The sequence below is a fragment of the Desulfitobacterium elongatum genome, assembly GCF_055378975.1.
This window is the reverse complement of record NZ_AP038772.1, coordinates 1,490,227-1,515,357: the sequence shown is the minus strand read 5'-3', so window position 1 is coordinate 1,515,357 and position 25,131 is coordinate 1,490,227. Positions and strand designations below refer to the sequence as shown.

Annotated in this window: 25 protein-coding genes; all 25 read right to left on the bottom strand. The window is 45.8% G+C overall.

Annotated elements, in window-relative coordinates; translation table 11 throughout:
• Positions 1 to 90: 90 nt before the first annotated feature.
• Positions 91 to 372: a YlmC/YmxH family sporulation protein gene (locus tag ACZ42W_RS07050; protein ID WP_464169504.1), complete on the bottom strand. Its 282-nt coding sequence runs from the start codon at positions 370 to 372 to the stop codon at positions 91 to 93.
• A 22-nt stretch (positions 373 to 394) separates the two neighbouring features.
• Positions 395 to 697, bottom strand: a complete 303-nt coding sequence (locus ACZ42W_RS07045) for a hypothetical protein (protein ID WP_464169503.1) — start codon at positions 695 to 697, stop codon at positions 395 to 397.
• 86 nt (positions 698 to 783) lie between these two features.
• Positions 784 to 1,242, bottom strand: a complete 459-nt coding sequence (gene dut, locus ACZ42W_RS07040; protein ID WP_464169501.1) for a dUTP diphosphatase — start codon at positions 1,240 to 1,242, stop codon at positions 784 to 786.
• A gap of 23 nt (positions 1,243 to 1,265) precedes the next feature.
• On the bottom strand, positions 1,266 to 2,534 hold the full coding sequence (locus ACZ42W_RS07035) for a M16 family metallopeptidase (RefSeq protein ID WP_464170891.1): 1,269 nt from the start codon (positions 2,532 to 2,534) through the stop codon (positions 1,266 to 1,268).
• A 4-nt stretch (positions 2,535 to 2,538) separates the two neighbouring features.
• On the bottom strand, positions 2,539 to 3,819 hold the full coding sequence (locus tag ACZ42W_RS07030) for a D-alanyl-D-alanine carboxypeptidase family protein (RefSeq protein WP_464169500.1): 1,281 nt from the start codon (positions 3,817 to 3,819) through the stop codon (positions 2,539 to 2,541).
• Between the two features lie 21 nt (positions 3,820 to 3,840).
• Entirely contained in the window at positions 3,841 to 4,596 is a 756-nt protein-coding gene (locus tag ACZ42W_RS07025) for a polysaccharide deacetylase family protein (RefSeq protein ID WP_464169498.1), read from the bottom strand.
• Between the two features lie 79 nt (positions 4,597 to 4,675).
• Positions 4,676 to 6,835 carry a polyribonucleotide nucleotidyltransferase gene (locus ACZ42W_RS07020; RefSeq protein ID WP_464169497.1) on the bottom strand — a complete coding sequence of 720 codons (2,160 nt, stop codon included), beginning with the start codon at positions 6,833 to 6,835 and terminating at the stop codon, positions 4,676 to 4,678.
• A 164-nt stretch (positions 6,836 to 6,999) separates the two neighbouring features.
• Positions 7,000 to 7,266, bottom strand: coding sequence for a 30S ribosomal protein S15 (gene rpsO / locus ACZ42W_RS07015; RefSeq protein ID WP_464169495.1), 267 nt, complete (start codon positions 7,264 to 7,266; stop codon positions 7,000 to 7,002).
• Positions 7,267 to 7,375: 109 nt separating this feature from the next.
• Complete coding sequence (locus tag ACZ42W_RS07010; protein ID WP_464169494.1) at positions 7,376 to 8,305, bottom strand: bifunctional riboflavin kinase/FAD synthetase; 930 nt, start codon at positions 8,303 to 8,305, stop codon at positions 7,376 to 7,378.
• A 56-nt stretch (positions 8,306 to 8,361) separates the two neighbouring features.
• A complete protein-coding gene (truB, locus tag ACZ42W_RS07005; RefSeq protein ID WP_464169492.1) occupies positions 8,362 to 9,255 on the bottom strand; it encodes a tRNA pseudouridine(55) synthase TruB in 894 nt (297 codons plus the stop codon).
• Positions 9,239 to 10,219, bottom strand: coding sequence for a DHH family phosphoesterase (locus tag ACZ42W_RS07000; RefSeq protein ID WP_464169490.1), 981 nt, complete (start codon positions 10,217 to 10,219; stop codon positions 9,239 to 9,241). The genes truB and ACZ42W_RS07000 overlap by 17 nt, the downstream gene beginning before the upstream one ends.
• Positions 10,209 to 10,586: a 30S ribosome-binding factor RbfA gene (gene rbfA / locus ACZ42W_RS06995; protein ID WP_464169488.1), complete on the bottom strand. Its 378-nt coding sequence runs from the start codon at positions 10,584 to 10,586 to the stop codon at positions 10,209 to 10,211. The genes ACZ42W_RS07000 and rbfA overlap by 11 nt, the downstream gene beginning before the upstream one ends.
• 24 nt (positions 10,587 to 10,610) lie before the next feature.
• Entirely contained in the window at positions 10,611 to 13,706 is a 3,096-nt protein-coding gene (gene infB, locus ACZ42W_RS06990; protein WP_464169486.1) for a translation initiation factor IF-2, read from the bottom strand.
• A 46-nt stretch (positions 13,707 to 13,752) separates the two neighbouring features.
• A complete protein-coding gene (locus ACZ42W_RS06985) occupies positions 13,753 to 14,049 on the bottom strand; it encodes a L7Ae/L30e/S12e/Gadd45 family ribosomal protein (protein WP_464169484.1) in 297 nt (98 codons plus the stop codon).
• Complete coding sequence (gene rnpM / locus ACZ42W_RS06980) at positions 14,046 to 14,312, bottom strand: RNase P modulator RnpM (RefSeq protein ID WP_464169482.1); 267 nt, start codon at positions 14,310 to 14,312, stop codon at positions 14,046 to 14,048. Before rnpM ends, ACZ42W_RS06985 begins: the two co-directional genes overlap by 4 nt.
• A 9-nt stretch (positions 14,313 to 14,321) precedes the next feature.
• Complete coding sequence (nusA, locus tag ACZ42W_RS06975) at positions 14,322 to 15,770, bottom strand: transcription termination factor NusA (protein WP_464169480.1); 1,449 nt, start codon at positions 15,768 to 15,770, stop codon at positions 14,322 to 14,324.
• A gap of 55 nt (positions 15,771 to 15,825) precedes the next feature.
• Positions 15,826 to 16,284 (bottom strand): ribosome maturation factor RimP, encoded by a 459-nt coding sequence (locus ACZ42W_RS06970; protein WP_464169478.1) that lies wholly within the window; start codon positions 16,282 to 16,284, stop codon positions 15,826 to 15,828.
• A 308-nt stretch (positions 16,285 to 16,592) separates the two neighbouring features.
• A complete protein-coding gene (locus ACZ42W_RS06965) occupies positions 16,593 to 16,748 on the bottom strand; it encodes a hypothetical protein (protein WP_464169476.1) in 156 nt (51 codons plus the stop codon).
• 536 nt (positions 16,749 to 17,284) lie between these two features.
• The gene (locus ACZ42W_RS06960; RefSeq protein WP_464169474.1) at positions 17,285 to 19,009 is read right to left on the bottom strand and encodes a proline--tRNA ligase; all 1,725 of its coding nucleotides are present in this window, start codon (positions 19,007 to 19,009) and stop codon (positions 17,285 to 17,287) included.
• Position 19,010: 1 nt separating this feature from the next.
• Positions 19,011 to 20,096 carry a flavodoxin-dependent (E)-4-hydroxy-3-methylbut-2-enyl-diphosphate synthase gene (gene ispG / locus ACZ42W_RS06955; RefSeq protein ID WP_464169472.1) on the bottom strand — a complete coding sequence of 362 codons (1,086 nt, stop codon included), beginning with the start codon at positions 20,094 to 20,096 and terminating at the stop codon, positions 19,011 to 19,013.
• A gap of 12 nt (positions 20,097 to 20,108) precedes the next feature.
• Positions 20,109 to 21,173, bottom strand: coding sequence for an RIP metalloprotease RseP (gene rseP, locus ACZ42W_RS06950; RefSeq protein ID WP_464169470.1), 1,065 nt, complete (start codon positions 21,171 to 21,173; stop codon positions 20,109 to 20,111).
• Between the two features lie 81 nt (positions 21,174 to 21,254).
• A complete protein-coding gene (locus ACZ42W_RS06945) occupies positions 21,255 to 22,397 on the bottom strand; it encodes a 1-deoxy-D-xylulose-5-phosphate reductoisomerase (RefSeq protein WP_464169468.1) in 1,143 nt (380 codons plus the stop codon).
• Between the two features lie 4 nt (positions 22,398 to 22,401).
• Positions 22,402 to 23,508: a sporulation integral membrane protein YtvI gene (gene ytvI / locus ACZ42W_RS06940; protein ID WP_464169467.1), complete on the bottom strand. Its 1,107-nt coding sequence runs from the start codon at positions 23,506 to 23,508 to the stop codon at positions 22,402 to 22,404.
• A gap of 5 nt (positions 23,509 to 23,513) precedes the next feature.
• On the bottom strand, positions 23,514 to 24,305 hold the full coding sequence (locus ACZ42W_RS06935) for a phosphatidate cytidylyltransferase (RefSeq protein WP_464169465.1): 792 nt from the start codon (positions 24,303 to 24,305) through the stop codon (positions 23,514 to 23,516).
• 13 nt (positions 24,306 to 24,318) lie between these two features.
• Positions 24,319 to 25,083, bottom strand: coding sequence for an isoprenyl transferase (locus ACZ42W_RS06930; RefSeq protein ID WP_464169463.1), 765 nt, complete (start codon positions 25,081 to 25,083; stop codon positions 24,319 to 24,321).
• Between the last annotated feature and the right edge of the window lie 48 nt (positions 25,084 to 25,131).

Below are 25,131 nucleotides of genomic sequence, written 5' to 3'. Positions count from 1 at the left end.
GCCTAAACAATAGACTAAAAACCCCGTCGCCAACATGGCAATTCGGGGTTGTCACCTTTTTTACTATTCTATTGAATTAGTTTAATCGTGTCAAACGGAATATTTATTCATTCTTTCTGATTTATTATGCATATCGACGATAATGACCTCTGTTCCGACTTTTTTCACGGATTGCCAAGGAATAACTATGGTATCTCTCTCTCTAGAACTCGTATTCCCCCAGAACCCACCGAAGCCCGATCGAGAGGTTAAGATAATCGCCTCTATTGCCCCCCCATTAGAGATCGCGAGGTCCGCATCTCCTACTAATCCCAGCTTTGCCCCATCATATAGATTAATGATTTCCTTTCCTGCCAGATCGCTTAAAAGCATGAGTGTAACCTCCCTTATTTACTCACTTACGAATCCTCATCCAAGCTCTAATTGCAAAGGGTTGGACAATAGCTAGGACTAAAGAAATAACTGCAAGTGGCTCAACGATAAAAGAAGATGGATTCCACCAATTTTCTGGAATCTTCAAGAAAGAAAATAAGAGTTCAAGTGAAAGATAAATTCCTCCAGCCGTCCCAACCAGTTGAGCGATTGCTGTAGAGAGTAGACTCGTTTTCGTATCAGATCGCCACATTAAAAAAAATCGTCTTGCTCGAACTGATACTACCGCTCCCATAAAAAGACAGAAAAGTCCTAGGGCTTGCATACCGTTACCCCCTTCTAAGGAATTAGTATGACAAGATAAACAGCCCTAGAACTTTTCTTAGGTTTTATCCGATTAGAGGATTCATCTTAGGATTGGACTCCGGTCGAGCCAAATCCACCACTGCCTCTAGCGGTTTCCTCTAGCTGATCAGCTGCCTGGAAGTCTGCTAAATACACAGGAAGGAAAACCATCTGAGCGATTCGATCTCCATCACTCACCTTAAAAGGTTCAGCTCCAAGGTTAACGACCGCCACTTGAATCTCCCCGCGATAATCCGAATCGATGACCCCGACTCCATTCGCAAGAGCCACTCCATACTTAGACGCTAAACCACTTCGAGCGAAGACGAAAGCCCCTACATTGGGATCAGGAATTTCAATCGCTATCCCTGTCGGCACGCGGACAATCTGCCCAGGAAGAATCCATAGCTCTTCTTCGAGGGAAGCGTGCAAATCTACCCCTGCAGATCCAGGGGTCGCATAGTGAGGAAGTGTCAAGGGCTTTTCCTTGTGTATACTTGTAATTTTGACAGAAATACGATTCAAACGTTCTCTCCCCTTAAAGAGCCTTAATTCCAGCCCACTTTTTTGAAAAGTGCCTCGAGATCTACCTCGTGACCCGAGGGACCCATCATAACGAGGCTTATCTTATCTTTTTCCCACAAACGATTGATAACCCTCTTAATATCCTCTAACGTTACACGCTCTAACTTCTCTACTACTTCATCTGGCGAAATCACCCGATTATAGGTTAATTCAGTCTTTCCTAGACGGCTCATTCGACTGCTGGCAGACTCCAGTCCGAGATAAAGACCTCCCTTGATCTGTGCTTTCGTTCGTTCTAGCTCAGCAGTAGTAATACCCTTGTTTTTAATATCCAAAACTTCAGCTAGAATACATTCAACAACCTCAGTCGAATTCGCAGGTGTCGTCCCAGCATAGATAGCAAACAATCCTGTATCAACATAGGTGGAATGATAGGAAAAAACGGAATAAGCCATCCCACGCTGTTCCCGTATTTCCTGAAACAATCGAGAACTCAAACCTCCACCGAGAATGCTATTCACTATATGCATCGGGTACATATCGTCATCATCCTGACCGAGACCTGGCACTCCGAGGACGAGGTGCATCTGTTCGGTATCCTTAGTGACCATCTTATGGACTTGATGCCCCGTAGGAGTTCCCTCAAGAACTCGTCTTCCGCCTCTTTTGAACTCTCCATAGATCGGTGCAAGCTTCTTTAAGACATCTTCATGCTTTAGTTTGCCTGCAAGTGCTATCACTAAATTATCTGGAGCATAATGCTGACTTAAATAGTTCAGAATCTTTTCTCTGCTGAGTTCACGGATGCTCTCTTCACTGCCCAGAATTGGCCTTCCTAATGGATGATCGTTCCAGACCTGTTCGGAAAAAACATCATGAATGATCTCATCCGGAGAATCTTCGTACATTTTAATTTCTTCGATGACGACTTTCTTTTCCTTTTCGATTTCATTCTCATCAAAAAGTGACTCGAAGAACATATCATTGAGTACATCAATCGCTAAATCCATATCCTCATCCAGCACTTTAGCATAGAAACAAGTGCACTCCTTCGTGGTGAAGGCATTCAGTTGACCACCGACAGCTTCTAAGGATTCTGCCAAATCCCGCGCTGTCCTATTTTTCGTCCCTTTAAAGAACATATGCTCAATAAAATGAGAAATCCCCTCATATCCTTCTTTCTCATCTCGAGAGCCTGCTCCAACCCACAAGCCTACTGAAACAGAGCGTACATGATCAATTTCTTCCGTGATAATTCGAACTCCATTGGATAATACCGTTTTTTGATACACTATTTCACTTCCCCTCATAGAGATTCAAGAAGCCTCCTTTGAGTTTTGCATCTCCTTCAGCAAATAATGGAGTACTCTTCAATTTTTGTTCGTTCAGCCATACCTCATAAACTCCAAGCTCTTCTCCTGCTTGAATCGGAAGGCTAGCTTTCCTCGTCCAGACAATCTTCTTCTCTATTTTCTCCTTATCCATCTTTTGTACGCATACATCTAAAGGATATTGTACAAAAGCCTTAACTGGCTCTTTACTAACCATTGGAAACTCAGCAACGACCTCTCCGGCTTTGGCAAGCATAACCGTCTCTGTCTGTTGAAAACCCCATTCTAAGAGTTTCTGTGCATCACCGAAGCGATTCGGTGCGTTCAAAACCACTGCAATGAGTTGCCTTCCATCCTTGCTTGCAGAAGCAACTAAGCATTTGCCGGCTGCAGTCGTCGTTCCAGTCTTCACCCCATCTGCAAAAGGGTAATTCCATAAGAGTTTATTCGTATTACGCAAGTCCATGAAAACATCGGGTTCAAGAAAATGAATTTCTGTTTCCTTCAAACGAGTAATTGATGAAAAAGCCGGAATTTGTAGTCCATAACGAGCCATCAACGCTAAATCATAGGCTGTAGAGTAGTGATTTTTATTAGGTAAACCATTCGTATTGACAAAATTCGTGTCCTTTGCACCCAAAGTCATGGCTTTTTGGTTCATCATCCGGACGAACTTTTCTTCACTCCCTACGATTTGCTCTCCAATCGCCACACAGGCATCATTTCCTGACTTAACGAGTGCCCCAGTGATCAATTCATAGAGTGGAATCTTCTCTCCAGGATCGAGGTGAATCGTCGACTCACCCACTGCAGCCGCCTTTTCACTCACGGTAACTAGTTCGTCCGGTCGCCCCAATTCAAGTCCCAGAATGGCTGTCATTATCTTCGTGGTGCTCGCAGGCGGTCTTCTCTTATGGGCCTGCTTATCGAAGAGGATGTCTCCAGTTGCTGAATCCATTAGAATTGCCGCATCGGCTGTTACAGTAGGCATATTTGTACTTTCGATTGGGTTCTTTACTGGTGCCGACGAATTTTTAACTGAGGATTTTTGGGGTGTAGTTTTCTTGGTTTTTATTTTGGGCTTTGTAGCTTTTGCAGCTATGTTATAGGCATTATAGGCCATGCTTGTAATCGTAGAAGGAGCATTTTCTGTATCTGCGCGGACCTGAGAGACAAAAGTATCCAGTGAAAATACCGTTAAAAGAAGGACGCAAAACCAGGCTTGCGTCCACTTTTGCCTAAACATTCAACCACCTCACCTTTCAATCTATGAGGTAGTATTTCCGACTCTCTCCAATGTTATCAGTTCGGTTAGCGTAACTAACCGAAAGCCTTCACGAGTGAGCTGCTGTAGAATATTCGGCAGAGCTTTTACGGTATTTTCCTTTGGATGCATTAGAACAATAGCGCCTTCCTTTGTCGGCTTTATCCCAAAACGAATGCTAGGATTCAAAATCCGTTTTGCAATAACTTCTGGAGTGCTATCTGCGCGCCAGTCTACCGTATCCAAAGTCCATAGAATCGTTTGGTAGCCTAGATTCTGGGCCGCCCTCAATCCTGGGGTCCCTCTTTCTCCATAGGGAGGTGCATAGTACTTCATCTTAATCCCCGTTATCTCTTCCACAATCTTTTCTGTCTTTACAATCTCTTCCTGATTTGCAGCGATTGATATTCGGTCAGGGTGTGGATGAGAATATCCGTGGTTTCCTATCTCATGCCCACGGCTTACAATTTCTTTAACCAATTCAGGATTTTTTTTTGCCCAACGTCCGGTTAAAAAAAATGTTGCTTTTGCCTTCTTTTGATCAAGCGCCTCGAGGATAGCGGGAAGATATTCCTCGCCCCAATCGACATTAATCGTAAGACCCATAGCCTTTTGTGTTGTTTTAATCTGATCAACAGGCTCAGACACGGAAGCAATGACACCCAAAATCTTTTGTTCACAGAACAATCCTAAGAGTAAAACCAGCGCCAGGCCAAGTAGCTTTATGGCCCGATGCGAAAGCTTGAAATAAGCAATCATTCATCTCCCCCCCTTACATTTTAGTTTTATGCAAGGGGGGGCAAATGCAGACTGATTCAAGCCTAGAAATCATTCTGAGCTACTTTTTGTTTGGGGAAGTACCATTGGAATTCGGGTTAGGATTAGGAAGAGCTTCTTTCCTTGAAAGGTTCAAACGCCCTTGCTTATCGACACCCGTTGCTTTGACGAGAATTTCATCTCCAACCTTTACGACATCCTCGACCTTCTCTACTCGATTATGGGCTAGTTGTGAAATATGAACTAAACCCTCTTTACCGTTAAGTCCAAGTACTCCTGGTATAACTTCGACAAAGGCTCCAAAGTCCATAACACGGGTAACCCGTCCATTATAGATCCGCCCGACTTCAATATCTTGGGTTAAAGATTGAATAATCTTCAACGCTTTATCTCCGGCTTCTCCATCCACAGCAGAAATGAAGACCCGTCCATCGTCTTCTATATCGATTTTCACTCCGGTTTCTTCGATAATCTTTTTAATTGTTTTTCCGCCAGGTCCGATAACATCTCGAATCTTATCCGGGTGGATAGATGCTGTAATAATCCGTGGAGCATAAGGAGAGAGCTCTGGACGCGGCTTTTCAATAGCACCTAACATTTTATCGAGAATGAAGAGACGTCCTGCTTTCGCTTGGCTCAACGCTCTCTCTAAAATTTCCCTTGAAACTCCCTTTATTTTGATATCCATCTGTAAGGCAGTAATTCCTTCACTTGTTCCAGCGACTTTAAAGTCCATATCTCCATCATGATCTTCAAGCCCTTGAATATCCGTTAATATCGCAATATGATCTGCCTCACTGATTAGACCCATCGCTATCCCCGCTACCGGCGCCTTAATGGGAACCCCTGCATCCATCAATGAAAGCGTACTTCCGCAGACTGAAGCCATAGAGCTAGACCCATTGGATTCTAGAACTTCAGAAACGAGTCGAAGGGTATAAGGGAACTCATTCTCATTCGGAATTACAGGCACTAAGGCACGCTCAGCCAAGGCACCATGTCCGATTTCTCGGCGTCCTGGTCCTCGCATCGGGCGAGTTTCTCCTACACTATAGGGAGGGAAGTTATAATGATGCATATAGCGCTTCGATTCTTCTAGTCCAAGTCCATCGAGGATCTGTTCATCCCCTACAGCTCCTAAAGTTGTTACAGTCAGAACTTGGGTTTGTCCCCGTGTAAATAAACCCGTTCCATGAGTTCTTGGGAGTATTCCGACATCAATGCTGATGGGGCGAATCTCATCCAAGGCTCTCCCGTCAGGACGAATATGTTCCACGGTGATCAAGCGGCGGACGATTTTATGTACAAAATCCTCGAGTGCCCGGTCAATATAACGAAGTTGATCAGGAAGCTCTTCTGCAAAGTGAGCAAGAGTCTCATCTTTTACTAGCTTAATTGCCACTTCGCGGGCCTTTTTCTCTTCGGTACGAACTGCAGCGTCCATCTTATCATAGGCATAAGATTTCACTGCCTCTAGGATATTCTCCGGAATATGATCTACCTTAACTTCTTGCTTTGGTTTGGCTAGATTCTTCTCCAAAGCTTCCGCTCTATAATTCTCTAAGAACTCAGCAATTCGCTGAACTTCCCGATGTCCAAACATAATCGCTTCAAGCATCTGAGCTTCAGGTACTTCTTGGGCTCCGGCTTCCACCATCATCACAGCATCTTTCGTTCCTGCTACTGTGAGATGCATCAGGCTCTTTTCTGCTTGCTCAACCGTTGGATTGATGATGAACTCATCTCCAATCAAACCTACAGTCACTGATGCAATTGGCCCTTCAAAGGGAACATTAGAAATCGTGAGTGCTGCTGAAGCAGCATTGATTGCAGTAATATCTGAAGCACAGTCTTGATCCACAGACATAACCTGAGTAACGACTTGTACATCATTTCGATAGCCCTCTGGGAATAGAGGACGAATCGGGCGATCAATAAGTCGAGCAGAGAGAATCGCTTTCTCGCTCGGACGTCCCTCTCTTTTAATAAACCCACCAGGGATTTTTCCTGCAGCATAGAGCCTCTCTTCAAATTCAACGGTGAGTGGAAAGAAACTAATTCCTTCCCGTGGTTCATTACTTGCGGTCGCGAAGGCAGAAATGACCGTATCTCCATACCGACAAAAAATAGCACCGCCTGCTTGTTTTCCTATTTTCCCGGTTTGGAACGTCATGGTTCGGCCACCTACCTGAATCGAACGTTCAAAAACTTCCTGTTTCACAATGGAACCTCCTTAAATTCTTGTCCTTCTTTTTAACTTGTTTCCTCTTCGACATGATATTATTATTTCCTGCAAATTGGCTAAAAAAACTACGTAAAAAAAGAGAAGCAGAAATATCTGCTCCTCTTTTATTTCTATTTTCTACTTTTTGAACTTCTAATGAATTAGTGACGTAAGCCAAGATCGGTAACAATTTGACGATACCGATTGAAGTCGTTGCTCTTAAGATAGTTGAGTAACGCACGACGTTTTCCAACCATTTTCAAAAGGCCCCGACGGGAATGGTGATCCTTCTTATGGCTTTTGAAGTGTTCATTTAAATAAAGAATCCGCTCGGTAAGAAGCGCAATCTGTACTTCAGGAGATCCTGTATCTCCTTCGTGTTGTGCAAATTTCTCGATAATTTCTTTTTTCTTTTCAGCTGTCATCATTTGGCATACCCTCCATCATTTTTAATCGCCTGCTGCCCAGAGTAGCGTCGGAGAAACGCCTAGCCGAGCGAGCGGTTCATTTGATTTCTTATGTATTGTACAGGAAATTCTAACGTTTGTAAAGTTTTAAAGCCTTCTTAGCCAATATCTCGTCTCGCTCAAGTTGTTCCTTCAATTCTTTGATACCAGAGAATTTTCGTTCTTCCCTAAGTCTGTCCTCTAGGTATACGACAAGTTCCTTACCATAAAGATCTCCAGTGAAATCAAAAAAATGAACTTCTATCGTTAAATGATATTCGGAGTGAAAGGTCGGTTTCATCCCGATATTCATCATCCCCAAAATCTTCTGTCCGTCAATGTCTACCCACACAGCGTAGACTCCACGTTTTGGGATCAATAAATCTTCCGGGACACTTAGATTTGCAGTCGGATAACCTAATTCTCTACCGCGTTTCTCCCCTTCGACGACTTTACCACAAAGACTTGGAGTCCGACCCAATAACCTCTTGGCCTGGCTTACATCCCCTTGCAGTAATGCCTTACGAATTGCTGTCGAAGAGATTACTCTTCCCTCAAGTGTTTGGGCTTGGAGGACACTCACACCAAAGCCATATTCCTGTCCATAACACTGTAGGAGATCTGGTGTTCCTTTTCCCAGGGCTCCAAAGGAATAATTAAAACCGACAACGATATGCACGACACCCATTCTTGCAAGGATTTCCTCGACAAACCTTTCAGGGGAAGTGCCTGCCATCGCCCGATTAAACGGAAGTAAGTAAACCGTATCGACTCCAATCTCAGCAAACGCTTTCATTTGCTCCGCTTGGGTCGTGAGTAAGCCAATGGCGCGCTCAGGAAAGAGCATTTTCATCGGATGGGGCTCAAAAAGGAGTACACTAAGCCTTATCCCCAACTGGGTCGCTTTTTCTAAGCCACTCTCCAACAGCCGCCTATGTCCCAAATGCACTCCATCAAAATTGCCTAAGGCCAATACGCATTGTTCCCCCGGTTCAGGCGGTAATTCTCTTATAATCTGCACATAACCACCTCCTAGCCCCCCACTGGGTAATCAGAAAATAAACTTTCATAAGGTGATTAGTCATCGGACAAAACCTTATGAGGACAGAGAGATTGCTCTCTCCAGATTCCAATTCCTAAGAAATTCTCTTCACTAAAAACTTGAACAGCAGTACCCTCGTCGCAATTCGTCGTTTCCTCGACCTGATTTAAGGAAGTCGATAGTCCATTGCGAAAGGCTTGGGCACGTTGAGCGTTCAACCTTACACGAGGTAAATCCAATACTTGATGTAAGGGGATTAAAAATGAAAAATCGTCTCGCAGTGATTTCTCTTCTATCTCAGTAAGAGGATGGCTCTCCGCAAGCTTGAAGGGACCTGAACGGATGCGAACCAAACCTGACATATGTGCCCCACACCCTAAAGCAAGTCCGATATCATGACAAAGGGTGCGTACGTAAGTCCCTTTGGAGCAGTCCACCTCAAATATTGCTTTGGGAAACTCATCGAATTTCCATTCGAGAAGTTCTAAACGGTCTATTCGTATCTCTCTAGCTTTTCTTTCCACTTCCATCCCTTGGCGCGCCAGCTCATAAAGATGCTTCCCCTGATGCCTCACAGCAGAATACATCGGGGGAATCTGCAGAACCTTGCCCAGAAACTGTGGGATAACACGACAAAAGTCCTCGGAATTTAGTGCAACCTTCTCTACCTGAAGAGGCTGTCCCGAAGAATCCTGAGTATCTGTTGATAGCCCAAAGGTAATTTCTCCTCGATAGGACTTACCCTGATCTGTAAGATACTCGGCTATTCGAGTTGCCTTCCCAACACAGATCGGCAATACCCCTGTGACCTCAGGATCGAGTGTTCCTGTATGCCCAACTTTTCGGGTTCTTAAGATTCTTCTTAAACGAACGACCACGTCTGAGGAAGTCATGCCAGACGGCTTGAATACATTAATAACCCCGTCCAAATTTCATTTCCTCCTCAATCGCTTGTAAAAGTATCTGCTCTGCTTCTTCTATAGAGGTCTCCAAGGTGCATCCTGCAGCACGCTTATGCCCTCCACCACCGAATCGGGCAGCCAACTCATTGACATTAAACCAAAGGTTGGATCGTAGCCCTACCCGAACCTTTCTGGAGTCGATTTCCTTGAGAAGAATGGCGACTTCGACCCCTTGAATCGACCTGGCATGATCGATAAGACCTTCACTTAAGCTTTCCTCTGCACCACTCTCTTCAAAATCCTTCATCCGAAGCGACATGATTGCACACTTTCCATCGGCGTATAGCTGGAGCTGGTTCAGGGCATGTTGCAGAAGTTTAACCTTAGCCAGTGGTTTTTGGTCAAAAATCTGATTGTGTATTTTAACCAGACTAGTCCCGCATTCTAAAAGTTCAGCGGCTATTCGATGAGTCTTGGCTGTCGTACTACTATATTGAAAAGAACCCGTATCCGTGAGGATTGCTGTATAGAGATTGGTCGCCATCTCCTGAGTAAGCTCAATCTGCAGCTCACGGATCAGCTCAAAGGCGACTTCACCACTTGCACTTGCCTTAGCATCTACCCAGTTGATACTCCCAAAATTTTGATTTGAAACGTGATGATCTAAATTAAGCACGATGGACCTGACAGGTATTTGCTCTGGCTTCAAATTAACTCTCTGCAAATCCGAACAGTCAACAAAGAGCAAGGTCTGTGGGAGTGGATCAGGAAGTGTCGTCTGAATTCTATCCACACCTGGTAAAAAACTCAAATTTCGTGGAATCGGGTCTGGATTATATAAATAAACGTCCTTACCTAATTTCTCCAAAGCTAACCCAATCCCAAGCATCGAGCCTATACAATCCCCATCGGGGGATACATGGGAGAAAAGCGCCACTTGCGGCGCTTTTCTTAGTTCCTCAGCCATTTGATTCGCTATCCTAGTTTTCATGGGATTCTTCCTCATTCCCAGGCTCTTCGGTTCTCACTCCCCGGAGGAGTTGAGCGATATGTGCACCGTGTTCAATTGACGTATCATACTTGAACACAATATCAGGTACATGCCGTAAGCGGATTCTTTTTCCTATCTCGCTCCGAACATGCCCAGCAGCTCGTTTGAGTGCTTCAATCGAATCTTTTCCCGCTTGCTCATCTCCTAAAACGCTGACATAAACCTTTGCGTGAGAAAGATCATCTGCAACTTCCACACTGGTTACTGTGACGAACCCAATACGTGGGTCTTTAAGATCTTCTCGGATGAGCAAAGATATCTCTTCTTTTAGGGTTTCTGCTAGTCTGTTAGAACGATGTTTTGCCATGTGGTCTCCCTCCATAGGGCGAAATTAAAGTTGACGTTTAACTTCTTCCATGATAAACGCTTCGATGATATCTCCTTCTTTGATATCATTGAAGTTATCCACGCCAATTCCGCATTCATAGCCTTCCGCAACTTCCTTAACGTCATCCTTAAAGCGCTTAAGAGATTCTAATCCACCTTCATGAATGACCACACTATCTCGGATGACACGGACCTTAGAGTTACGCGTTATCTTACCATCAAGAACGTAAGATCCGCCGATGGTTCCTGCTTTCGGAACCTTAAAGACTTGACGGACTTCTGCACGTCCTTGTACAACCTCTTTGAAGTCTGGATCGAGCATGCCAGTCATTGCAGCCTTTACATCTTCAATTGCATCATAAATGACTCGATAAAGGCGTAAATCGACCCCTTGCATTTCTGCTGTGGCCTTAGTATTGGCATCTGGCCGAACATTAAACCCAATGATAATCGCATTCGAGGCAGCTGCAAGCATAACATCAGTCTCTGTAATTGCTCCTACTCCACCATGAATTGGATTGACGCGGACTTCGCTTGTCGATAAGCGAAGAAGGGACTGCTTCAGGGCCTCAATCGAACCTTGAACATCTGCTTTGATGATAACGTTGAGCTCTTTGACTTCTCCTTCTTTGATCCGATCAAACAAGTCTTCTAAGCTCACTTTAGTCGTCTGCCGAACTTCTTCAGCCTTCCGCTCATTTGCACGAGCAGTAGCGATTTGACGCGCTTGCTTCTCATCTTCCACGACATTGAAAGGCTGCCCTGCGATTGGAACTTCATTCAGCCCCTGAACTTCTACAGGCATAGAAGGTCCGGCTTTTTTCACCCGTCGACCTTTGTCATCAACCATCGCCCGGATTCTCCCAAAGGAAGAACCTGCCAGGATGATATCCCCAACATTAAGGGTTCCTTTGGCGACCAAAACGGTTGCAACAGGTCCTTTACCTTTATCTAACTCAGCTTCAATCACAGTTCCAGTTGCTAAGCGATTGGGGTTAGCCTTAAGCTCCTTTACTTCAGCAACTAAAAGAATCATCTCCAGCAGTTGCCCGATATTCTGCCTAGCCTTTGCAGATACTGGAACGGCGATGGTATCGCCTCCCCATTCTTCTACAACCAACCCATACTCGGTTAACTCTTGTTTGACTCGATCTGGAAGTGCATTCTCTTTATCAATTTTATTGATGGCCACGATGATCGGGACCTCAGCTGCTTTAGCATGATTGATGGCTTCGATGGTTTGTGGCATAACACCATCATCTGCTGCTACGACAAGAACCGCGATATCAGTGACTTGAGCTCCACGAGCACGCATCGCTGTAAAAGCCTCATGGCCTGGAGTATCCAAGAAGGTAATTTTTTGTCCTTTAATCTCCACCTGATAAGCACCAATGTGCTGGGTGATACCACCGGCTTCGGACGCCGTAACATTTGTTGCACGAATCGCATCAAGTAGGGAGGTTTTACCATGGTCGACATGGCCCATTACTGTAACAACGGGAGGACGTTGAATAAGATCAGCGGGATCATCCTCAATCTCTTCTACGACAGTGAGGGATTTTTCCACTTTAACTTCAACCGTAACCCCTAACTCTCCGGCGATAATTGTAGCAGTTTCTGCATCAACTTCTTGATTGATGGTCGCCATAACCCCTAAATCCATGAGCTTCTTAATTAGCTCTCCGGACTTACGACTCATAATAGAGGCGAGTTCCTGCACTGTAATCGACTCAGGAATAACGATATGCTTAGGAGCGGTATCACGGACTTCACGTGGTGCAGATCGGTAATTACGCTTGTTATTATAACGTGGAGAACGTATTTCTTTCTCCACCTCTTTTTTACGTTCAAAGAAACGATCTTGAGGTTTCTTTTTGTCTGTTATCTGCCGCTTTGGTGGTTGTTCTACAGCTGGTGTACTAGGAGCTGCGGCGGGAGGTCGTTGTCCTGGCCGTTGACCTGGACCGCCTGGTCCCCTTCCATCCGTACCAGGGCGTTGACCTTGGCCGAAGGGTGGGCGTCCTTCCATTCCTGGACGTGGGCCTTGACCTTGTGGCCGCGGACCTTGACCATAAGGTGGGCGTCCTTCCATTCCCGGACGTGGACCTTGACCTTGTGGGCGCGGACCTTGACCATAGGGTGGGCGTCCTTCCATTCCTGGACGCGGGCCTTGGCCTTGTGGCCGTCCTTCCATTCCTGGGCGTGGGCCTTGGCCTTGTGGCCGTCCTTCCATTCCTGGGCGTGGGCCTTGGCCTTGTGGCCGTCCTTCCATTCCTGGACGCGGACCTTGGCCTTGTGGCCGTCCTTCCATTCCTGGGCGTGGGCCTTGGCCTTGTGGCCGTCCTTCCATTCCTGGGCGTGGGCCTTGGCCTTGTGGCCGTCCTTCCATTCCTGGACGTGGGCCTTGGCCTTGTGGCCGTCCTTCCATTCCTGGGCGTGGGCCTTGGCCTTGTGGCCGTCCTTCCATTCCTGGACGCAGGCCTTGGCCTTGTGGCCGTCCTTCCATTCCTGGGCGTGGGCCTTGTCCTTGTGGCCGTCCTTCCATTCCTGGACGTGGGCCTTGTCCTTGTGGCCGTCCTTCCATTCCTGGACGTGGGCCTTGTCCTTGTGGCCGTCCTTCCATTCCTGGACGTGGGCCTTGTCCTTGTGGCCGTCCTTCCATTCCTGGGCGTGGGCCTTGTCCTTGTGGCCGTCCTTCCATTCCTGGACGTGGGCCTTGTCCTTGTGGCCGTCCTTCCATTCCTGGACGTGGGCCTTGTCCTTGTGGCCGTCCTTCCATTCCTGGACGTGGACCTTGTCCTTGTGGCCGTCCTTCCATTCCTGGACGTGGACCTTGTCCTTGTGGCCGTCCTTCCATTCCTGGACGTGGGCCTTGACCTTGTGGCCTATTCTCCTGTACTTGAGTCGGTGTCTTAGGCACCTCTGAACTTTTCTCTTTTCCCTGAGGTTTTACGACCTGCGTACGGAGACGATCAGCGTCCACTGGCTCTACCGCACTTAAATGGTTTTTAACATCAACACCCATGCCCTCTAGACGGGTCATTACATCTTTACTACTCAAATTTAACTCCTTAGCTAATTCATGAACACGAATACTCAATAATACCACCCCCACATATTCGGCGCGCAATATACTTTCCAGGCTTTCAACTCCTTACCTTTAAGATCGCTTTAGCGAATCCGTAATCCATTATAAGAACCGTCGATCTGGGCGATAGTCCGATAGCACTTCCCAATCCTTGCTTCGTTCCTGCAATGAGAACGGGTAAACCAAGATCTTCCGCCCATTGCATATACTTTTTATGGGTCCCTGGAGCATCCTCAGCCAGAATCAGAAGATGTCCCTTCCCCTTTTTCAGCATCACTTCAACTTGGGACTCCCCGGATGTTATTTTCCCAGCTCTTCGGGCCAAACCCAAGAGTGAGTAGATCCGTTCAATCACGAACCCACCAACTTCCTTTCTAACTCTTCAATCACTTGTTGTGACAGTTCAATCTCAAGTGCTTTTTGAAATCTTTTTCCTTTAACCGCTGCCTTAAAACAATCGACTTTCGGGCAAATGTATGCGCCACGGCCATTCCGTTTACCAGATGGGTCAAGTTCTACTGTCCCTTCCGGTGTTCGGACAACTCGAATCAGCTCTTTTTTCGGCTTCATTTCCTGGCAACCCAAACACATTCGCATCGGAATTTTTCGTGTCTTCATACCCTTCACCTACTTTTTCCCTTTACTTTTCTTTTTCTCCTTGCGACTGTTTTTTTCATCGACTTCAAAATACTTCATCATTGATCGATCACGTTCGGTTAGTTTTTCTTCCTTCACAGGTGTAACCTCAGAAGGAGGAGTTTCAGGTTCTTCTACAGGAGTAGGATCTTCATACCCTTCATAGCCTGATTTCTGGTCATATCCAGGACTTTCGGCATATACGATATTCTCATCCCCATAGTCTGAGAACTCATCATATTCTGGGTTCTCATCATATTCTGCATTCTCATCATATTCTGCGTTCTCGTCGTACTCACTATATTCGTCATACTCACCGTATTCATCATACTCAGCGTAATCGGAGAACTCGTCGTAGTCTTGAGCTCCCTCAGAATATTCTTCCTTGACCGGAATAAGATTCTGAGTTAAGGCCTGCGATTCACTCTTGATGTCGATTTTCCAGTTTGTTAACTTGGCTGCTAGGCGGGCATTCTGCCCTTCTTTACCGATCGCCAAGGATAACTGATAATCCGGAACAACGACCAAGGCCACTTTCTCGTTAGGCTTTGGATAAACGCCAAGCACTTTAGCCGGGGAGAGAGCATTGGCTACAAATTCTTCTGGATCGGTCGAATAATTGACAATATCTATCTTCTCACCTTTTAGTTCAGTGACGATGGTCTGTACTCGACTACCTTTCGGTCCAACACAAGCTCCCACAGGGTCAACATTAGAATCCCTAGAGTATACAGCGATCTTGGACCGAGCCCCTGCTTCGCGGGAAACCCCTCTAATCTCGACGAGACCATCATGTATCTCAGGAACTTCCAGCTCGAAAAGTCGCTTAATCAAGCCAGGATGAGTCCTCGATAGCATGACCTGTGGTCCTTTCGTTGTTTTCTTCACTTCGACTACAAAGGTCTTTATCCGTTCAAAAGGTTGATAAGTTTCACCAGGGATTTGTTCCTGGGCTGTCAAAATTGCTTCAACTTTACCAAGGTCAACGATCACATTTTTTTGGTCATATCGTTGAACAACTCCTGTGACAATATCCCCTTCTCGATTGACATATTCGTCGTAAATCATTCCCCGTTCAGCTTCGCGAATCCGCTGTACCACAACCTGCTTTGCGGTTTGGGCTGCAATCCGGCCAAATTCTCGCGGAGTCACTTCATATTCTACGATGTCTTCGAGAATATAGTTCCCGTCAATCTTCCGTGCTTCCTCTAAGCTTACTTGGATGCGTGAGTCTTCGACCTCCTCTACAACGGTCTTGCGAGAAAAGACCTTAAACTCTCCAGTCATCCGATCGATATGTACGCGTACATTCTGTAAAGAGGCGAAATTCTTCTTATAAGCTGAAATCAACGCCGCCTCAATGGCTTCAAACAGAATTTCCGCAGAGATCCCTCTGTCTTTCTCTAGTTCATGAAGGGCCTCAATGAACTCCATATTCATTTTTAATTCTTCCCCCTTGTGTTATGTTAGGATTCCTAATCCTTCATACCCTCTCTTAAAACTCTAGCGCTAAGTTAGGCTTTTCTACTATTGTACGTGGTATTTTAATGGTCTCCTTCTCATATTCGAGAACAATCGCATCATCAATGAGACCAACTAAATACCCTGTGAATTCCTGATACCCTTCGTAGGGTTCTTTCGTTAGCACACGAACGAGTTTACTCGCAAAACGAAGGAAGTCTTCGTCCTTCTTAAGCGGTCGCTCTAAACCTGGAGAAGAGACTTCCAACATATAGGCTTGAGCGATCGGGTTATCTCGATCCAAAATCTCACTAACAGCGTGGCTTACATTCGTGCAATCATCTATATCGACTCCGCCTTCTTTATCGATATAAATTCTAAGATACCAATGTGCACCTTCCTTAACATACTCGACATCAACAAGTTCAATCCCTTGATCTCGTAGGATCGGTGAGATAAGCGCATCAACCCGTTGCTCAACTGACAGTCCCATAGTCATCTCTCCTTTAAAATAAAAACCACTATCTCTAGTGTTGCGAAGGATTAACAGAGTTATACAAAACAAACGAAAGAGTGGGCCAAGACCCACTCCTTACATTACAATGCTACATATTTCCTGCTTATACTATAGCACATCATTAAAGCATTCGCAACCCACTCAAAAAAGGCTTAACTGATTTTCTTCTGGTAACCCTTTTAAGCACCCGTGGCTATCCATAATCTCGATTACTGTCACAATTCTAAGAATGAGTCTCCAGGATTTTTTTTGCATCGGTCACTTAGTAAGCTGCGCGGACCAATCTAACGCTCAAGTACTCCGCGGAGACGGGTGCCCGGCTGAATCGCCACCCATGGCTTATTAGCCGGTTGGAAACGTCCGTGTTTCCAACCCGTCTCCGCTCCGTACTTTTCGCGAAGATTGGTTAGCCGCTCGCTTAGAAGCGTTCCCTTCTGCAAAACAAAATCCTTGGGTTGTTTCTTGGATTATCGCTCTGGTATGTCTCTCATGTAGCGAATTGCTGGGGCCTTATTTCTACAATGAAGCCAGTGTATCTTGCATAGAGCCGCCTTAGCATTCCTACTAAAGCATCGCCCAAGCCTTTCGGCGAAGCTTAACTCTGCTACGCCAATCGGCGAAGTCCCGCACTTGAGTGTTCCCCAAATTTTTCTACGGAGCATTGCCGAAGCCTACCCTGCAAGTGAGTTACGATTACAGACCGCGAGGTTTCTTCGTGAGCAGCTAGCAAACTTGGGCTAAACTACACCCAATATAGCGGGGCGGGCCCCATGGACGGGGCACGCCGCCTATTGAGCAGGAGAACAAGTGCGAAAGCCTACCACGGCTTTCGGATTTAGGCGGGAACCCCGCAGCTTCCACAAGCAGTTTAGCCCTTAGTTTGCTTTGCGAGCGTATTTCCGAGCGGCTGTATCGTAACTCGACTTGCACGTAATCTACAGGCATTACTAGAAGTTCGTATTAACTAGCCGATTACTTATTTCTCTAAAGCTTTGTCAATAATCCCTTTGACACACTCAGCAAGCTCTTCAACCTTAACGAGCTCAACCTCACCGCTCTTACGATGACGAAGCTCAACTTCTCCATTAGCGAGAGTCTTACTTCCGATGGTTACACGAAGCGGATAACCGACTAGGTCAGCATCTTTAAATTTAACCCCTGCTCGCTCATCCCTGTCATCCATAACGACTTCGACACCGAGCTTAAGAAGTTGCTGATAAAGGTTCTCTGCCGTCAGGGTCACTTGCTCATCCTTGGTGCTGGTAGGAACAACGATGACGTGATAAGGAGCGATCGGAATAGGCCAAATAATCCCATCTTTATCGTTGTTCTGCTCAATGGCTGCTGCAATAGTACGGCTCACTCCTATTCCATAACATCCCATAACACAGAGTTTCTCGCGGCCACTTTCATCAAGATACGTAGCATTTAGAGCCTTTGAATATTTGGTTCCTAATTTGAAGACTTGACCGACTTCGATTCCCCGTGCTTCTTTTAAGGTCCCTCCACATTTCGGGCAGGCTTCTCCCTCTTCAACCATCCTCAGGTCAAAGACTTTATCGATGCGGAAGTCCTTCTCTGGAACGACATCAATATAGTGGCGATCTTCCTCATTCGCTCCACAAGCACCCTTCGGCATCAAGGGGACCTCGAGATCAGCTACAACTAACAAATCCTTGGGAGCACCCATAGGTCCGACAAAACCTGGTTCTGTGCCTAGTTGTTCACGTACGGCCTCAGGGCTAGCAAGTTGCAGGTTAATAAAGGGGCCTAAAACATTATTTAATTTAATTTCGTTGATTTCTCGATCCCCACGTACGAGCACAAGGAAAAGCTTATCGTCCCCTTGATAGAGGAGAGATTTGACGAGTTGGTGCTTCCCGACTTTGAGCAACTCAGAGAGCTGTTCAATGGTCTTAGCTCCAGGGGTCGGGATACTCCGATAGGCTCCAACAGGTGCCTCGCCTGCAACAGGATGTGGGCTACATTCTGCCTTTTCGACATTGGCAGCATACTCACAATCTGGGCAATAGACCACTGCGGCTTCTCCCGAATCCGCTAATACCATAAACTCATGGGTTCCACCTGTTCCACCAATCGCCCCGGCATCCGCTTCTACTGGGCGGAAGGTTAACCCACAACGCGTAAAGATACGAGTGTACGCCTCATACATCTTGTCATAACTTTCCGCGAGTCCGGCATCATCCCGATCGAAAGAGTATAAGTCCTTCATCACGAATTCCCGACCCCTCATCAAACCAAAGCGGGGCCGACGTTCATCACGATATTTATTCTGAATCTGGTAAAGAAGTAAGGGCAGTTGCTTATAGGAGCGGACTTCGCCACGAACTAGATCTGTAACGATCTCTTCGTGGGTCGGTCCTAGACAGAATTCACGATCATGACGATCTCTCAGCCGGAACATTTCCGGACCATAGACGTCCCAACGTCCGCTCTCACGCCACAGCTCACCCGGTTGAATGATGGGGAGTAGCACCTCTTGTCCCCCCTTGGCATCCATTTCTTCACGAACAATCTGCTCTATTTTACGAAGTACGCGTAAACCCAAAGGCAAATATGTATATACACCAGCAGCAGATTTACGGATTAAACCCGCACGCACCATCATTTGATGACTAACTACCTCGGCTTCTGCCGGAACTTCACGAAGCGTTGGGTTAAGGATTTGACTTATACGCATTTTAATTTTCATCCTTTCCATACTGTTTAGCATAGGTTTCGATTTCCTTAAGCAAAGCTGGAAGAAGATCTTCTTCCGGCAGTCGGGCGATAATCTCTCCTTTGCGGAAGAGAAGGCCCATTCCTTTTCCACCAGCAATCCCGAAATCCGCCTCTCGAGCTTCACCAGGGCCATTGACTGCACACCCCATAACAGCGACCTTCAAAGGCCTGTCCAACGGAGGAAGCTGGGAAAGTCTATCTTCCACTTTTTCGGCAAGTTCAGCTAGATTAACTTGCGTACGACCACACGTAGGGCAACTTATCAGGTCAACTCCACGCTCTCTTAACCCTAAAACTCTCAGAATTTCTAGGGCGACAGGGATCTCCCGAACCGGGTCCCCCGTTAAGGAGACGCGAAGTGTATCCCCTATCCCTTCGGACAACAGGCTTCCTATTCCTACAGCTGACTTCACAACCCCAGAGCGTACCGTTCCCGCTTCAGTTACCCCGACATGAAGGGGATAATCTACGGTCTCAGACATCTGGCGATAAGCCTTAAGCATGAGTGGGACGTGTGAGGCTTTTAATGAAACTTTAATTTTGTCATACCCTTCTTCTTCAAGCAAACGGATATGCCCAAGTGCACTCTCAACCATTCCCTCAGCAGTGACGCCTTGGTACTTTACGAGAATTTCTTTTTCTAAAGAACCTGCATTTACGCCGATACGAATCGGAATCTCACGTTCTTTACAAGCGCGAACCACTTCCTGAACCTTCCAGCGCGCTCCGATATTCCCTGGATTCAATCTTAATCCATGCACTCCCTCCTTAATCGCAAGAAGTGCAAGCTGGTAATCAAAATGAATGTCTGCAATTACAGGAAGTTCACTTTGGAGAGCAATCTCCTTGAGAGCTAAGGCGGAATCCTGATCAAGAACTGCGAGTCGAACCACTTCACACCCCGCTTGAGACAAAGCATGAATCTGTTCCAAAGTACCCTGTACATCCCGAGTATCCGTATTTGTCATGGATTGTACGACGACCGGAGCTCCTCCGCCAATCGTTACTCCCCCGATTTTCACTGCTTTAGTAAGCTTTCTGTCCACTCCATGGCCCCCTTAGCCTTTGCCTGCAAAGAGTTTAACAATATCTTGATACGTCACCGCCAACATCAAAGCCATCAAGAAAACAAACCCTATGAGATGAATAAAGTTTTGTCGTTCAGGATTCATTGGTTTACCCCTCAGACCTTCGATAAGTAGAAAGACCAAATGGCTACCATCAAGCGCCGGAATGGGAAAGAGATTCAAAAGTCCCAGTTGGATACTTAAAATGCCAATGAACCCAAGATAGTTCTCCCAACCCGCCTGAGCACTCTGATCAATGGCCTGTACTATGGCCACGGGTCCTCCTAGATCGGCAGGAGTCTTACCCGTTACCATCTGAGCGAGAGTGACTAAGATTAAGCGCGTGAAATCTACAGTTCTCTCGAGTCCATACTGAGCAGACTCGAGTATTGTCGTTTTCTGATAGACCACTTCAGGTGCAATCCCAACCATACCATTTCCGGTCTGTGCATCTTTCTCCGTTTGAATCGTCATTGCCCGTTGCTTTCCTTCATGCTCAACGACGAGAATGATTGACTGACCTGGTTTTGAGTGGATAGTGTCCGTTAAAGAAGTCCAGGTAGGAGTTTGAACCCCATCGACAGAAATGATTTTATCCCCTGGCAGAATGCCCGCTGACTGAGCCGGCTTCCCTTCAAGTAGAGAGCCGACAGCATTACCGCTTCCAGCAGAAGGAATTCCATAAAAGGCAAAGACGATCATAAATAGGAAAATCGCCAAAACGAGATTCATGATAGGTCCGGCTGCAATAACCGACATTCTCTGCCAAACCTTCTTATTGCTAAAACTTCGCGGGTCAGAGGTTGGGGCAATGGTCTGCACTCCATTCTCATCGGTCTCTGCATCCATGCCATACATCCGAACAAAGCCCCCCAAGGGAATCAAGCGGAGGGAATAATCCGTTTCTTTGCCCTTAAAACCTATGATCTTGGGACCAAATCCAAAAGCAAACTCCAGGACCTTAATTCCATTTAAGCGAGCCAAAATATAATGTCCCAATTCATGTATCATAACTAGTAGCCCGAAAGCAAAAATTACGGCTAAAGCATTTAACACGGCAACCCCTCCTCATTCCTTAACTCACCTTAACCCGATGGCTAACCTTCGATTCCTTCGATTCTACCTATAGAAATCTCTTTACTTTAGGAGCTCTTCTGTACGAATACGAGCCCATTCATCTGCACTTAATATGCTTGCCAAATCTGTGGCGTCTAACACCTGATGCTCCTCACAGACCTTTTCGACAAACCTGATAATATCTAGATAGGATATCCTCTGAGCTAAAAAGGCATGAACTGCTACTTCATTCGCAGCATTCATGACAGCTGGTAAAGTCCCTCCACGACGTCCACATTCATACGCGAGGCGCAAGGCCGGGAAATTGTACTCAGCTGGATCAAAAAATGTTAAGGTTTTTCCTCTCAAATCAAGCCTCTCAAAAGGACTAGGCCAACGTGTTGGATAGCTCAAAGCGTATTGGATTGGCAAGCGCATATCAGCCCTTCCGAGTTGAGCGAGAATACTTCCATCACCATATTGTACCATAGAATGAATGACACTTTGCGGGTGAATTAAAACTTCGATTTCCTCATAACTCACGTTAAAAAGATGATGCGCTTCTATGACCTCTAATCCCTTATTCATCATGGTCGAAGAGTCTATAGTAATCTTTGCCCCCATCGCCCAATTGGGGTGTTTCAGGGCACATTCCGGAGTAACTTCACTGAGTTGTTCCTCAGACCAGCCTCTAAAGGGGCCACCAGAAGCAGTAAGAATGATTTTCTCAAGTATTCCGGGCTGTTCCTCTAAGCATTGGAAAATAGCTGAATGTTCACTATCGACAGGAAGAATCTTCCGGTTAAGGCATCTTGCCGTCTCCATTACAAGTTCTCCACCTGCAACCAGGGTCTCCTTGTTAGCCAAAGCGATATCCTTACCAGCATGAAGTGCAGCTAAGGTGGGCTCCAGGCCAATTCTGCCACTGATTGCAGTGACTACCGTATCGGGAATCGAATCAGTAACTGAACGAAGCATTCCTTCCATTCCGTGAACGACTTCAATGGGTAAGTCTCGGACATGATCACGCAACTCACGGGCAGCCTTTTCATCCATGAGACCAATCACTTGGGGGCTAAATTCTCGAGCCTGTCTTTCAAGCTCAGTAACGTTCTTACCCGCTAATAAGGCATAAACCTGTAGTTTGTCGGGATTCTGGCGAACGACTTCGAGAGTTTGTGTCCCAATAGACCCCGTTGAGCCTAGAATTGTCAGTTTCTTCACGATATCACTCCTTAGGGTCTGTAAAAATCCCCGCTTTTCTCAATGCCTCATAAATTATAACTAAACCAGGTCCGAGAACTAAACCAACTGCCCCAAGAAGGTTTAAACCCACATACATGGAGATGAGCGTCGCTAGTGGGTGAAGTCCGATACTCTGGGACATGACTTTCGGTTCTAAAATCTGGCGAATAACCGTAGCGATAAGATAAATGACCAGGAGTTTCACACCCTCACTCACTGAACCCATGATAAATAATCCAATGATCCAGGGCACGAAAATCATACCGGTACCCACAATGGGGAGTAAATCTAAAAACGCGGCAATAAATCCAAGGGTAAAAGCATAGCGGTTACCCATCAGCAATAAACCTATCGTTAAAATGATACCGGTCACTGAAATTAAAATGATTTCTGCCCGGACAAATCCGACGATAGCTACACCCAAATCTCGACTTACGACTTGAGCGCTGTTAATCCATTTTCGAGGAAATAAGCTACTAAAAAACCGCTTTACTCCAGGATAACTTGAACTCATGAAGAAAGTGGCGACAATGGATACCACCAAGACAATAAAGATTCCTGGCAAGGCAGCAATGAGATTTAAAAGGAGTTTACTTCCTGCCAATGCCCAGTTTTGCAAAGAATTCAAAATCCCTTGTGTTGAGTTATTGAGTGTTGTCTGAATTTGGGGATTAACTTGTACAAATTGTTCAAGAGTATCAATTAAATGATTAAAAAAGATGACTAAATTGCCATAACTCGGTAAGGAAACAGCAAGCTCAGAAAGTTCCGTATATAGGCGCGCCACGATTAAAAAAATGATACTACCGAGGAAAAGAATTCCGATGATAAGAGTAACCAGGGAGGCGTAAGGCCTGCGCAGACGCAACACACGCATGAAACGTGTGACCAACGGTTCGAGCAACAAGGCGATGAGAAAGGCGAGGATAAACGGTAAGAATGCTGAAAATAGTTTACTTAGTACTTGGCTAAAAACAGGTAAAAACTCCTGAAAAAAATAGGTAATTACTTTCAAGAGAACCAAGGTGAAGGTTATGATTGTCAAACGATTTATATTCTGTCTAAGTCGTTGCTCCCCTTGGAGGTTCAATACAATCACCCCACCATTCTTTGTAAAACAGTCCAATAATACACAATGGGTATTACAAATAACAGACTATCAAAACGGTCCAGAATCCCACCATGCCCTGGTATAAGGTTTCCTGAATCTTTAATATTTACACTGCGCTTTAAAGCAGACTCGAAAAGATCTCCAATCTGTGCACTGACTCCCACAAGTAGACTTAAAACAAGGAAAGAAGTCCAAGGTGCGCCGCCTATTACTTTCCAAGCAACTAGACCACTCAGAACACAAAAAAACAGACCACCTGCTGAACCTTCCAGCGTTTTCTTAGGACTGACTTGAGGGGCAAGCAGATGTCTCCCCACTGCTCTCCCTATAAGGTATGCAAAGGTATCGGTTGCCCATACCAATATAAACGTTAGAAAGGCCCAGGTTACTCCCCTTTCGAGTCCACGAATAAGATAGAGATGGGAGAATAAAACCACGGTATAGAGGGGGGCAAAGAAATTGTATCCCAACTCAGAAAACTGAATAACAGGGTAGCGAAGTGCCATTTTTCCTAATGAAAAAAGTAGCCATAGGATCAAGACTGGGAGCATCCATTCCGTCGCTTCCTGGAAAATAAGTAGGAGCCAAGTCAAGGAGAAAAGACCAGTGCTGAAGGCCCAGGTCTTAATACTCATCTTCTGACCTATGGCAAGACTCTCTTTCAAAGCTAAAAACGAGATAATAGCCACTAAAAAGGCGGTAAAGGGTCCCCCTAAATAGGTAAAGCCGAGTAATATCGGGACTAAAACGAGTGCGCTAAGGGTTCTAATTAGCATTCTTTTCTCCTCACTACTTGGTAAGCCCACCGAAACGGCGTTCCCGCTTCTGAAAAGCCATAATGGCTTCTACTAATTCTTCCGAATTAAAATCCGGCCATAAACAATCAGTTACTACAATTTCTGTATAGGCGAGTTGCCAAAGTAAAAAATTGCTTAAACGCATTTCTCCAGAAGTCCGAATAAGTAAGTCCGGATCAGGTAGTCCCGAAGTAAATAATGACTCATCAATAATCTCTTCCGTAATCTCCTGAGATTTCAGTCTTCCTTGAACGACTGCTTCACTAATTCTCCGTACGGCACTCGTGATTTCCGCACGACCACCGTAGTTTAGGGCCAAATTCAAGATAAGTCCCGAATTATTTTGAGTTCTTTTAATCGAACTTTTTAATTCCTGTTGAGCCTCAAGAGGGAGTTGTGACATATTCCCGATCATCCGGATCTGAACCTTATTCTCGTGTAACTCGTTCAATTCACGTCTCAAATAATCCGTGAGAAGAGTCATCAGAACTCCGACTTCCTCTTTCGGTCGGCGCCAATTCTCCGTCGAAAAGGCATAGACCGTTAGAACCTCGACTCCGAGGTTCGAACAAGCTTTTACGATTCCACGAATTGCTTCCACACCGGCCTTATGTCCCATGGTCCGAGGTAATCCACGTTTTTGAGCCCAACGGCCATTCCCATCCATAATGATCGCGATATGTCGTGGCAATCGTTCTTTATCGATTTTATTTAGTAAATCCTTACTCTTATCTTTTTTCCAAAAGTTATGCCACATTTTCACACCTCCAATGGGCGGACCTGAAAAGAGGGTAAAGACCCCCTA

Coding starts and splice junctions, on each gene's coding strand:
- ACZ42W_RS07045 (WP_464169503.1), bottom strand. CDS start 697: ATGCAAGCCCTAGGACTTTTCTGTCTTTTTATGGGAGCGGTAGTATCA.
- rbfA (WP_464169488.1), bottom strand. CDS start 10,586: ATGGCAAAACATCGTTCTAACAGACTAGCAGAAACCCTAAAAGAAGAG.
- rpsO (WP_464169495.1), bottom strand. CDS start 7,266: ATGATGACAGCTGAAAAGAAAAAAGAAATTATCGAGAAATTTGCACAA.
- ACZ42W_RS07025 (WP_464169498.1), bottom strand. CDS start 4,596: ATGATTGCTTATTTCAAGCTTTCGCATCGGGCCATAAAGCTACTTGGC.
- rnpM (WP_464169482.1), bottom strand. CDS start 14,312: ATGAAGACACGAAAAATTCCGATGCGAATGTGTTTGGGTTGCCAGGAA.
- ACZ42W_RS06970 (WP_464169478.1), bottom strand. CDS start 16,284: ATGGGACTGTCAGTTGAGCAACGGGTTGATGCGCTTATCTCACCGATC.
- ACZ42W_RS06930 (WP_464169463.1), bottom strand. CDS start 25,083: ATGTGGCATAACTTTTGGAAAAAAGATAAGAGTAAGGATTTACTAAAT.
- ACZ42W_RS07050 (WP_464169504.1), bottom strand. CDS start 372: ATGCTTTTAAGCGATCTGGCAGGAAAGGAAATCATTAATCTATATGAT.
- ACZ42W_RS06960 (WP_464169474.1), bottom strand. CDS start 19,009: ATGCGTATAAGTCAAATCCTTAACCCAACGCTTCGTGAAGTTCCGGCA.
- ACZ42W_RS07030 (WP_464169500.1), bottom strand. CDS start 3,819: ATGTTTAGGCAAAAGTGGACGCAAGCCTGGTTTTGCGTCCTTCTTTTA.
- ACZ42W_RS06935 (WP_464169465.1), bottom strand. CDS start 24,305: ATGCTAATTAGAACCCTTAGCGCACTCGTTTTAGTCCCGATATTACTC.
- ACZ42W_RS07000 (WP_464169490.1), bottom strand. CDS start 10,219: ATGAAAACTAGGATAGCGAATCAAATGGCTGAGGAACTAAGAAAAGCG.
- nusA (WP_464169480.1), bottom strand. CDS start 15,770: ATGAATATGGAGTTCATTGAGGCCCTTCATGAACTAGAGAAAGACAGA.